Raw genomic sequence first — 11,189 nt, forward strand, 5'->3', positions numbered from 1 at the left:
TTGAAAAGGTTTCTTAATTCTAAAGATTTTTAATTAAACAAACTTAATTATCATTTATGTTTTCAGGTATCATTTTTTTAAACTATTGATTCTCAATATTTTTTATGAAATAAGATACTGTTAGTCCGGTTTTTTTAGTGAAGGCCCGAGAAAATGATTGAGTACTGCCAAAACCCACTTCTCTACTAATAGCTTCTATTGAATATAATCTGAATTTTTTGTCATTCTGTAATTTTTCTATAGAATAGTCAACCCTTAAATCATTTATATAATTTGTAAAGTTTTTTCCCTTGTAAATATTAATTATTTTTGAAAAATAAGAAGAATTTGTTTTAAGCTTTTTAGAAAAAGTGTTCATTTTGATGTTAGGATCTATAAATCCATTATTCTGTTCGAATTTTTCTAATCTATTAAGAATATCAGAAATTATCTCATCAGAAAGCCCAATATCTTTTTCTAAATCATTTTTTATTAGTTTTTCTCCTTTAATCTTTGTCTGTTTAATAATATTATCAAACCTTTTTTTATAAATTTTTTGCTTTCTGTAGTAATTAATTAACAGAAAGAGAAAAAGACACGCGATTCCTATGGAAATTATTACTCCTATGTTGGATGTTTGTTTTTCTCTTCTTATCTTAATTGATTAATAATATCGTTTCGTTCATCTATAAGCAGAGCAGTATCATATTTTGTAATGATATCGGATTTTATATTTTTGTTTTTTGCATAATAAATACTATCAAAAATAATTAATTTACTCATCATTTTGAGTTGATTATCAATGTCACCAATGTCCTTATAGTGATCAATTAGCAATTCGTAAGCAACTCTTTTTTCATCTGTATAATTATTTGGTGTAATAATAGAGTCTGCTTTTTTTAAATAAGAAAAACCTTCTTCCTTTTTTCCTAATTTTTGCAGGGCTCTTCCAATTTGAATAAAACAATATGCCTTATTAGGGTTGTATGATTCAAAATCTTGGATCCTTTTGGATGCTTTCAGTAAAGTATCTAACGATTTTTGGTACTTTTTTAACATGAAATTGTTAATTCCACTCAACAACAAAAAGTCAGTATACTTATATTTATTCTTATTATTATAACTCTTATCTAGACCCTTATTAACATAATATGTAGCAGAATCACCTAAATTCATTCTATGATAAGAGTCTGCTATTGCAAATAAGGTTGTAATGTGGCTATGAGGATATTCATTGATCGTATCTTGAGTTTTTATGAATTCAAGGTTTTCCTTGAAAATAATTAATGCCTCTTTGTGAGCATCAATAGCGTTTTTCAAAAGACCCACATTATGCTTTATAGCAATTTGATGTTCTATATTATTATTTGTATCGGCATATTCTTGGGCGATCAAATAGTTTTCTATGGCCTTTTTGTAATTCTCAAGATCGTAGTAACAAACACCTTTAATTAAATATCCTAAGCCTGGATAATTAGTGCTGTTCAAATTTTTTGAGACATTGATTAGGCTATCGAGATATTCAATCTCTACGTAATTTGAATTTATTCTCGAAGCAAAAAGATATCCGTTAGCCATTTGCAAACTATCATTCTCATTTTTAGCTTTTTTCAAATATGTATTTACATAAATATTTGAAAGGACAGAATCATTAATATTTTTTTTGAATAGAGATTCAAGCTCTTCATATGTTCTTTCAAGCAATGAATCAGAAGCTTTTTCGATCTTCGTTGATAGATTTATATATTTGTCGGGTTTTGAAGGATTGTCTTGCGCTGATACTCCCAGGTTACAAGTAAAGTACAAGGTATATGTAGCAAAAAAAATAAATCTCTTCATGTAGGTTTTATTGCTATTTAATTCTCTTTTTGGATACAATAAATTTTGAATTGTTGTTAAGAGTCTTTAGTTACTCAATCGGTTTCCAAGACATTATCTACTAAGAATGAAATTATTTAGGCAAATATACAAGGATTAAGAGACACATAGGCTAAACCTAATTATTTTCTCTTGATTAACATATTTAACTATTGTTGTCAATTTATAAATTGAACGATTTCATTTTATAAATTGGATATACCACCATTTGCATCCAGCCTATCTCACCCTATACATTTGATTCAACAAAAAAATCAAAATGACACATTCTGGGTATGACAATAAGAGCAAGTTTGTAGTGGATACCATCCTGGCAATGCATTTTAAATTAGATCAGTTTATGTATGATTTGGTTCATTGTAGTCATTATGAGATTATCATTTATTTATGGATTCAAAACCTTTATCACAAAGGCAAGTCTTGCGAAGAAGCGGTGCAATTAATTTATAGGGCGAGAAATCTTTTTTTGCTCGGCAAGAAGCCAAAATCATGTGCTTCTTTTTATCCAAAGGCTTCTTGAAAACTGTCAAAAAGCGAGGAACAAAAAAATAAGGGAATAATTAATATTCAAAATTAGATAAAACAATAAACAGGTTCTTAATACTGATATTGGATTTATATGGCTTACCCCAAAGTAGTAAAAAATTACCCTATCGATTATATGCCAAAATTCATGATGTATTAGAATTAAAAAGTAAGGGAAAAACTAACTATCAAAAATCAGCAACATGAATGTTATAACTAAACAAATAGAACTTATAAAACGAATGGATCAGCTAATCCGTTTACAGGCAACAGGAAATCCAACGGAATTGTCCAATCGTTTGGGGATATCAAAAACAAAACTATATCGGGTTATACATTTGATGAGAGACTTTAATGCCCCGATTATATACGATGATACTTTACAAAGTTTTGTATATGCCGAAGAAGTTGGGTTTCGATTTGGTTTTTATAATAGAGAGTCTTTGAGAGTTTAGAAAGTTGAGTAGTTGAGTATTGTTTCCCTCTTCCAAAAAGGCAATAGTAAAAGTAAAAGAGTGTGTTTTTGGAGAGGGTACAATAGTCAAACCAAAGAAAAATTAATAAAAAAATGTAGAGTTTCAGAAAATGAAACTGACAGCGATTAATATTGCAAAAAATGAAGTTAGCTAGATTACATAGTATTGTAAAGTCTATTATCTTATTAGGGATAATGCCTATGGTATTCGCTCAATATCCTGTAGTTAATACACCGACCGTACCTCAAACCTATAGTATGCAGGTTGTTACTCCAGGTTTTAATCATGGCAAGGTTTCTCGAGGTTTTCCAACTTCACAATTGTATAGTACTCAACAACAACAAAATCAGAAACTTATAGATGAGGTAGCACAACATCAAAGATTGCAAGAAGAAAGACAAAAAAGAGCACAAGCACTAATAAACGAAGCAGTAAGTCACTTCTCAGTACCTTACAATCTTCCATCTTATGACAACGAAAAAGGTGCAGATAGCTATCGTAAGGCATTTACTGCCTTAAAAGAAATAGAGAACAAATCCTTTTCTTTAAAAGAGGCTGTTTTTACTGTTGAGAATGCCTTTTATGAACACGAAACAGATTACAGTGAGTTTGACAACGTAATCAAACAAACTGGAGATTTTATCAAGGAAAAAATGCAAGAGTTTGGTTATGATACCCATAGCAATGTGGCTAAAAATCTTATACTGTTTCAATTCTTTTCGGACACTTTGACAACAAAAAACGGGTTAAAGCACTTACCTCTAGTTTATGATTTTGACGATATCTGGGGAAAGAAAGATTGGTCCAACATGTTTGTGACCAAACTATTGGAATCCGGTAAAGGACGATGTCATTCCTTACCCTTGTTATATTTAATGCTAGCTGAAGAGATTGATGCCACTGCGCATTTATCCCGATCACCTTAATTTGTATTGCGAACCCTTTGTAGGTGGGGGAGCCGTCTTTTTTGCCAAAGGACCCAGCTCTGCAGAAGTAATCAATGATCTTAATGGTAATGTGGTTAATTTTTATCAAGTATGTAAGCAAGAGTTTTCAAAACTGAATACATTAATCCAAGCAACACCTCATAGTAGGAAACTGCATAAAGAAGCTGCAGCTATTCTTAAGAATGAGAATGAAAAAGATAAAATCAAGAAAGCTTGGGCCTTTTGGGTACAAACCAATATGAGTTTTTCGGCCAGGATATTTGGAGGCTATGCTTATGAAAAGAAAACTAATGGAGTGTCTAAAACCATTTTCAATAAGAAACAAGCCTTTACCAACGAGATCTGTGATCGACTAGATTTGGTAGATATCGAATGCAACGATGCGCTTACCGTAATTAAAAGCAGAGATACCAAAGACACCTTCTTTTATGTGGATCCTCCCTATTTTAATTCAGATATGGGACATTATAAAGGATACACAGAAAAGGATTTTATAGAGCTATTGGAGCTTTTAAGTAAGATAAAAGGTAAGTTTTTGTTAAGCAGCTACCCTTCTACAGTTTTGGATACCTACAAGAAAAAATACAAATGGGATCAACATGTTGTAGAAAAGAAAGTTGCTGTAACCAAACAGACCAATAAAAAGAAAACTGAGGTGCTCACAGCCAATTATAATATCCAAAAGAAGATATCAAACTTATTAGGTTTCCCAGAATTGCAAAGAATGATAATAAGGTCCAGGGCCTTAAAATTACGATTGTAAAATTAGACTTAACCAGAACGAAATAGAACGATCCCGAAAGCAATACGGTTGTACTAGGTAGTATTGTTTTATGGAAAAACAAGCTATTACGTTCGGTACCTATCCGCAAGCAATCACCACTATAGAAATCCAGAAACTACCTAAAATTCTACAGGAAGGGCATCAGTTTTTGAGGGATGCTAGGGATTTCTATCATACCGAACCACTTATTAAAGAAACGATCGATATTTACCTGGATAAATTAAATACTCATATACCCAAACAGAAGAAGCAAATAACTCTGGGTGGTATCTCAATAATAGAATTGGAATTTATCAAACGATTTCTCGAGATGCACAGAACAATCCAATCTAGAGATAAACTTAAGCAGTACATTTTTGACCTGCAAAAAGCGATCGCAAAAAAAGAAATTAATAAAGACTCTCCGGCTGCAGATCACCTGATGCAAATCCAAGAGAAATTAATTGTACAACACAACAACCTCATTTTAGAGGAACAAGTTAAAATAGTGATTAATAGAAAATGGTTACGAGAACTTAGAAAGATGCTTAAAAATCAACCGGATTCTAATCAAGAGTTAGGAAACATAGCAATCGAGGAAGCTGCACCAAGTCTATTCTTTCCAATAAATGCACAACCTTTAACCCGGTCGACCAACACATTTAAACTTAATGGAGCTTTAGGTGAATTATTAGGTGATTTAGAACGATATGAACTGGCTATTACCATCGAAGGTGATCAAGGTGGAGGTAAAACGAGATTTACCTATCAATTGGCGGATGCCTTTGCTGAAATAGGTAATCGAATTGCTATTTTTTCTCTAGAAATTGGTAGTAGATCGGATCTCATCACCCGTATGAAAGAGGAATATCTACAACCAAAAAACCAGAACAATATATTTATTACAGACCAATTACCGGAAGGGTATAAAATCATCTCAAAAGCAGCCAAAGATTTTGATGTCATCATTATTGACAGTTGGAATAAAACCGGATTGCCTTCCCAGGATTTTGACCGATTGCGCAAAGAACATCCCAATACTATTTTTATTGTTATTTTTCAGCGGACCACCAAGGGAACCATCCGGGGTGGGACTGCTCCACTTTATGACGCAGGGATTAATATCGAAGTGGTAAAAGCCGATGATTCATTTACCAATAATTATGCAATCACCAGCAAGAATCGATACGGGATCACCGGGATACAATACAATATTTATAAACAACACATTATAGAAGGTACTAACTAACAATCCCAAAGGTAACCTTACATTTTTTTACAGAATTATTATTTATCGAATAATAGAAAAATGTCCTTTGAATTGTTTGCCATTTCTCAAATCAACAGAAAACCAATATTCTGATGAGGGCATCACTTTTCCATTATAGGTGCCGTCCCAACCTATACTTTGGGCCGATAATTGTTTTAACAGTTTTCCCAACCGATCGTAAATATGGATAATGGCGGTTGGATGGTTTTCTATACCACGAATTTGCCAATAATCATGAAAGCCATCTCCATTAGGTGTAAAATACTTGGGGTGGTCGATCACTGTAATTTCTTTAGAATCTTCTCCGCATCCATTTTTGTCTCTGACGAAAACAGTATACGTTCCTCCTGTAATAGTATCGAAATAATTACTATCTTGGTAGGTCGTCCCATCAATCGAATACTCGAAATCCCCATCTCCGGAAGCCAGGATTTCAATGTAATTATTGTCAGCGAAATTACTAAAATTCACATCCCGAATGGACGGTAACTCGGAACGAATCAGTGTAAAGGAAAAGGAATTCTCACACAGAATACCATTTTCTGTTTTGTTAACTGTTAGCGTATATCCTCCTTCTTCGACAAGATCAGCTTCAAAGGTATCTGAAACTAAGGTGCCATCCTCATAGATCCATACCCAGGAATCAAAATCTGCAGGTGTCATTATATACAAGGATGGATCCAAATCACATAATGAATAGGTAGGCTCCAGGTCAATTTCAGGAAGTGGATTTACCAATAAATCAAAACTTGTTTCCGAATAGCAAGTAGCATTTAATGCATTTTCTACCCTAACAAAAACAGTTTGGACATAAGGAATACTATTTTGATAAGTTCCAGAGAACAAATCCGGTAATGGATTACCCTCATAATCCGAAAAGAGAAGATTTAATCCAGTTTGATTGTCTATAATTTCAGAAATAACTTGTGAAGTATCAAAACTTGCATATCCATCCCCCTCGTCACAAGCGTAAATATCTTGCGGAGTATTGATCTTAGGTTTGGAAGAAGTATTTAATACCAACATGGTTTCTGCAGAGCAACTGGTCAATGTATTAGTGATACGTACAATAATCTCTTGTTGGAATGCAGTCCTATTGGTATAAGGATTGCTTAAGGAAATAGGATTCCCTAAAATGTCGTAATAGGAAATGGTCATATTAGTTTGATCGCCAATGACCATTGATTCAATACCTGAGGTGTCAAAGTATTCCGAAATTCCATCATCATTATCATCGCAACCGATCAAATCTTCTAAAGTATTTGCAATAGGTTGTGGATTTACTACCAAATCAAAGGTTACTTCTGCTTTACAATTATTTGTAGGACCAGAAACCAGGGCTGTAATTGTTTCCCTATCCCTAACGGAATTGGTTAACATATTTGGTAATGGACTGGGCAAAGGAACTCCTTGTCCATCAAGATATTCAATAGTTAATCCAGTTTGACCACCAAAAATAGTAGCTTCTACATGACGAACATCAAAACTTGTAATCCCATCAGTATTATCATCGCAGGCATAAATATCTGTTACCGGGTTGGTTAATGGTAAAGGCTCCACGATCAGATCGAAAGAAGTCTCCGAGTAACACATGGGATTATCTGCACTGGCAACTCTTACAGTAATAGTTTCCCTATCTTTAACATCGTTGGTATAGGGGTTAGGAAGCGGAGATGGTAACCTCAAAAAGCTTTGATCAAAATAGGAAACTACCATTCCTGTTTGTCCGCCCAATACCTGAGCTTCAATCGTAGAAACATCAAAGTTTGAAGAATACCCAAAATTGTAGCGGTCTTCACATGCTTTAACATCGTTGATCATATGAGCAATAGGTATTTCTGAAATCGTAATTTCGGTATCGATGGTACTCACTACCCCGTTGGTAGTGGTGACAGTTACAGAAACCGTGTAGGTTCCCGGTGCTGAAAACCTGTGAACGGGTTCCAGATCAGTCGATGTATTAGCAGCACTTGTTGAAGGGTCACCAAAATTCCAAAGTACTGAAGCAATGTCTGCGGTATTCGATAAGTTAAACTGTGTATCCTGGACAAAACAAAGATCCTCTGCTACAATAGAAGTTTCAAAGAAAGATTGTATAAATGTAGGGAAACCAAATTTACCTTCTCGATAGGGTTCAACTCTTCCTTCTAAAAATAGGGAATAAAACTCTACATCTGCCAAATCTCCTAATGCATTGGGATCATTAATCTGGGATATAAAATCCATATTAGGCATGGCGATGTAAATCTTTCCATCGATCCCTAGTTGCAAACTTCCTGCATCGGAAATAGCATTATAACGATGTCCTGAAGCGGGGATATCAGTTGCGTTTAAATCAAACTGATAAATATAACTTGAGAAGGAATCAAACTCCTGTACGGTTGCATATAATTTCTTACTATCTGGAGAAAACTCTACACCGTATGGATGATTCAGGTTCAGTAATTGCACTCCTCCTGAAACCCTTCCGGTTACTTTATCAAAATCATACAGGTACGCACTACCATGGGACGCTTCATTTACTATTGTGCCTTCAGACCAGTTTGCCATGGCTAATTTGGTTCCATCAGGGGAGAATTTTAGATTCCCAATAGCGTTATAGGTATATCCCGAGATGGGATGTATAGAGCGTGATGCACTGGTGACTGGTGTAGGGTTCATCCCGGAAGCATCAATCCTGAAGGCATAAAATTTGTCAATAAAGTGTGTTACCACCCAAACAACACTTTCGTCTTCATTGTAGACGGCGGATATTTTTTCAGAACATTTCAGCTTTACTTGTTCAATATCTGAAGGATTATAGGTAACCAAATGATTATTCTTAGAAATCACCTCTCCTAATCCTGCATTTAGATTCATGTCAACAATAGAATAATTCAATCCATTATTAAGACCATCGTCAGAATCCGAAGTAGGATCAAAGATATTGATGTGTAGTGGATCTGGATTGGGATCTGGATAGAATGCAGCGTTTTCAGTCTGAGGCTCGTCAACAGTGACTATATAATAAATATGATCTGATCCTGGTTGCGGAACGATAATGGAAGATTGTGTACTGGACCAATGACCATGAAGATCGGTTCCATTGGCCATGAGTTGATGGTTTTTATTCCAGACCTTCACTCCATTAGTATAAAACAATAAATCTCCATTACTATCAGAAATCGTAGAACATCCTTCGTTGGTGATCATTTGTCCATTGATGAGTGCCGTAGGAGCTCCAGAACCAAAATCCAATCCGGAGAGCCGACCAAAATACCACACAGAAGCTTCATTCTGTGCACTACCCACAAGGGAACATAAAAGGATAAGTGTAAATAAACTATTTCTATATAATTTCATCGCTACCTTACTAAAGCTTGCAAAAATAGGGTAATATTTTTTATTATTTCTTTTTGTAATAAAATGCGATATCTGTACAAAAAACTCACCGTTTTTCTATACTTCTTCATTAATACTCAGTAAATAATTCCACACGGTATATTTAATTCGTGTAATTTTTAAGTTTATCTTTAAGGGATTAACTATACCCCACAATGTTATTCGGTTATGCCAGAATAAGCACAAGTTCTCAAAATTTAGATTTACAAGTTGATGCTTTATTAAAAGCTGGAGTAGATATAAAGAATATTTATAAAGATATTTCTTCTGGAGCAAAAGCACATCGTAAGAATTTAGATTTAATGCTGGATAAACTCCGGGAGGACGATATTGTTATTGTTTGGAAGATGGATAGGATCGCCAGAAGTGTTTCTCATATGCTGAAGTTGGTGGAGCAGTTTAACGAACTGGGAGTTTCTTTTAAAAGTATCCAAGAGTCTTTTATGGATACTACTTCTGCTCATGGTAAATTTATTTTTACGCTGTTTAGTGCTATCGCTCAAATGGAAAGAGACATTATTATAGAAAGAACCAGAGCCGGATTAGATAGTGCCAGACGAAGAGGTGTACAATTTGGTCGTAAACGAGGGTTAAATGAAGAAGCTAAGAAAAAAGCAATATTGGCAGAGAAGTATTATCGGGATAACAAATTGTCAATAACTGATATTATGAAGTTGGTTGATATAAAATCTAAACCAACATTGTACAAGTACTTGGCTCATCAAGGGAGAAGAAACTGTGTAGTTTGTAAAAAACTCTTTTGGGATAAAGGTCAAATGATTGATGATGCTTATTGCGAAAAACATATAAAAAACTAGTTCCTGTGGAAAACCGTAATAAAGCTATCCATATTTTATTGATATTAGACATTAATAAAACTGAATAAATCGATGAAATTGGGTAACTATATTTCGAGTATTGAGAATATATAGTTACTAGTAATTATATAACTAATGTTATGCACAAGATGAGCCAATCTTTATGAGTAAAAAAGAAAAAGACACAGAAAGCGATTTAGGAATTTATATAATTGGAATTATTTCTGTTCTTATAATCCTTGGTTTATGGTATTACACTTATTGCGAACTGAAAGATATGCCAGCGAATGAACGCGGAACTCTTGGCGATATGTTCGGAACAGTAAATGCTCTATTTTCAGGATTAGCATTTGCTGGAATCATCTTTACCATTCTACTTCAAAGAAAAGAATTGGGATATCAAAGAAAAGAATTGCGAGAAACAAGGGCTGAATTTGTTATTCAAAACAAGACACTCAAAATCCAAAGATTCGAAAACACCTTTTTTAACTTGTTGGAATTACATAATCAAATCGTTAATGACATAGATTACGAAAAAAAAATTGATGCGAATGATCCATACAGCAAAGAAACTAGAACAGTCAAAGGGAGAGATGTTTTTCAAGATAGGTTCAATAACTTCGATAAAAGAATAAAAGGTGGTATTGATACAAATAAGCTGTATTTAAGTTTTTATGAACAAAGAAAAACTGACTTCGGACATTATTTTAGAAACCTTTACAGAATCTTTAAAATGATTAACGAAACAGAATTTGTTACTGGAACCGAATTAAATTTAGACTTAAATATTCCCAAAAACAAAGAAAAGTATGACTTATGTAATTATATCCAAAGATATCGATACACATCAATAGTAAGAGCTCAACTTTCTGATTACGAACTATTACTGCTTTTCTACAATTGTTTGAGTGACAATGGAATAGAAAAATTCAAACCACTCATTGAAGAATATGCAATTTTAAAGAATTTACCTCAAATGGATATCAAACAAAAAAATCTATTGGAATTGTATAAACCTTCAGCATACTTAAATAAAAATGACGGAAAATCCTGTGCATAATAACAACGTGTCCTATGTAAAACCCTTTCCTAGGTCATAGTCTAAAAATACGATAAAGTACTCACTGAAATCAATAAAACTAAGGTGAAAAT

General features: G+C 33.7%; 10 protein-coding genes. 7 read left to right on the forward strand and 3 right to left on the reverse strand.

All coding sequences use genetic code 11. The features are described 5' to 3' along the window. Window positions 1–82: 82 nt before the first annotated feature. Window positions 83–358, reverse strand: a complete 276-nt coding sequence (locus ACFSJT_RS06415; RefSeq protein ID WP_378319392.1) for a helix-turn-helix domain-containing protein — start codon at window positions 356–358, stop codon at window positions 83–85. 272 nt (window positions 359–630) lie between these two features. Further along, window positions 631–1,818, reverse strand: a complete 1,188-nt coding sequence (locus ACFSJT_RS06420; protein WP_378319393.1) for a tetratricopeptide repeat protein — start codon at window positions 1,816–1,818, stop codon at window positions 631–633. Between the two features lie 298 nt (window positions 1,819–2,116). On the opposite strand from ACFSJT_RS06420, the gene ACFSJT_RS06425 reads away from it, so the two are divergent. The 5 genes from ACFSJT_RS06425 (at window position 2,117) to ACFSJT_RS06445 (ending at window position 5,817) form a co-directional block, all read left to right on the forward strand. Beyond that, window positions 2,117–2,377 carry a hypothetical protein gene (locus tag ACFSJT_RS06425; RefSeq protein WP_378319394.1) on the forward strand — a complete coding sequence of 87 codons (261 nt, stop codon included), beginning with the start codon at window positions 2,117–2,119 and terminating at the stop codon, window positions 2,375–2,377. A 208-nt stretch (window positions 2,378–2,585) separates the two neighbouring features. Then, window positions 2,586–2,837, forward strand: a complete 252-nt coding sequence (locus ACFSJT_RS06430) for a hypothetical protein (RefSeq protein WP_378319395.1) — start codon at window positions 2,586–2,588, stop codon at window positions 2,835–2,837. 161 nt (window positions 2,838–2,998) lie between these two features. After that, window positions 2,999–3,784 (forward strand): hypothetical protein, encoded by a 786-nt coding sequence (locus ACFSJT_RS06435; RefSeq protein WP_378319396.1) that lies wholly within the window; start codon window positions 2,999–3,001, stop codon window positions 3,782–3,784. Beyond that, window positions 3,753–4,568: a DNA adenine methylase gene (locus ACFSJT_RS06440; RefSeq protein ID WP_378319397.1), complete on the forward strand. Its 816-nt coding sequence runs from the start codon at window positions 3,753–3,755 to the stop codon at window positions 4,566–4,568. Before ACFSJT_RS06435 ends, ACFSJT_RS06440 begins: the two co-directional genes overlap by 32 nt. A gap of 70 nt (window positions 4,569–4,638) precedes the next feature. Further along, complete coding sequence (locus ACFSJT_RS06445) at window positions 4,639–5,817, forward strand: antirestriction protein (RefSeq protein WP_378319398.1); 1,179 nt, start codon at window positions 4,639–4,641, stop codon at window positions 5,815–5,817. A gap of 42 nt (window positions 5,818–5,859) precedes the next feature. Here ACFSJT_RS06445 and ACFSJT_RS06450 read toward each other — a convergent pair whose 3' ends face one another. After that, a complete protein-coding gene (locus ACFSJT_RS06450; protein WP_378319399.1) occupies window positions 5,860–9,180 on the reverse strand; it encodes a T9SS type B sorting domain-containing protein in 3,321 nt (1,106 codons plus the stop codon). A 194-nt stretch (window positions 9,181–9,374) separates the two neighbouring features. Between ACFSJT_RS06450 and ACFSJT_RS06455 the strand changes: the two genes are divergently transcribed. Further along, window positions 9,375–10,037 carry a recombinase family protein gene (locus ACFSJT_RS06455; protein ID WP_378319401.1) on the forward strand — a complete coding sequence of 221 codons (663 nt, stop codon included), beginning with the start codon at window positions 9,375–9,377 and terminating at the stop codon, window positions 10,035–10,037. Window positions 10,038–10,200: 163 nt separating this feature from the next. After that, window positions 10,201–11,097 (forward strand): putative phage abortive infection protein, encoded by an 897-nt coding sequence (locus tag ACFSJT_RS06460; RefSeq protein ID WP_378319402.1) that lies wholly within the window; start codon window positions 10,201–10,203, stop codon window positions 11,095–11,097. Window positions 11,098–11,189: the final 92 nt, after the last annotated feature.

Source organism: Aquimarina celericrescens, from assembly GCF_042682765.1.
GTDB lineage: Bacteria > Bacteroidota > Bacteroidia > Flavobacteriales > Flavobacteriaceae > Aquimarina > Aquimarina celericrescens.

What these genes read in the sequence shown, in the direction of transcription:
- ACFSJT_RS06415 (WP_378319392.1), bottom strand. Translation starts at nt 358, where the DNA reads ATGAACACTTTTTCTAAAAAGCTTAAAACAAATTCTTCTTATTTTTCA.
- ACFSJT_RS06420 (WP_378319393.1), bottom strand. Translation starts at nt 1,818, where the DNA reads ATGAAGAGATTTATTTTTTTTGCTACATATACCTTGTACTTTACTTGT.
- ACFSJT_RS06425 (WP_378319394.1), top strand. Translation starts at nt 2,117, where the DNA reads ATGACACATTCTGGGTATGACAATAAGAGCAAGTTTGTAGTGGATACC.
- ACFSJT_RS06430 (WP_378319395.1), top strand. Translation starts at nt 2,586, where the DNA reads ATGAATGTTATAACTAAACAAATAGAACTTATAAAACGAATGGATCAG.
- ACFSJT_RS06435 (WP_378319396.1), top strand. Translation starts at nt 2,999, where the DNA reads ATGAAGTTAGCTAGATTACATAGTATTGTAAAGTCTATTATCTTATTA.
- ACFSJT_RS06440 (WP_378319397.1), top strand. Translation starts at nt 3,753, where the DNA reads ATGCCACTGCGCATTTATCCCGATCACCTTAATTTGTATTGCGAACCC.
- ACFSJT_RS06445 (WP_378319398.1), top strand. Translation starts at nt 4,639, where the DNA reads ATGGAAAAACAAGCTATTACGTTCGGTACCTATCCGCAAGCAATCACC.
- ACFSJT_RS06450 (WP_378319399.1), bottom strand. Translation starts at nt 9,180, where the DNA reads ATGAAATTATATAGAAATAGTTTATTTACACTTATCCTTTTATGTTCC.
- ACFSJT_RS06455 (WP_378319401.1), top strand. Translation starts at nt 9,375, where the DNA reads ATGTTATTCGGTTATGCCAGAATAAGCACAAGTTCTCAAAATTTAGAT.
- ACFSJT_RS06460 (WP_378319402.1), top strand. Translation starts at nt 10,201, where the DNA reads ATGAGTAAAAAAGAAAAAGACACAGAAAGCGATTTAGGAATTTATATA.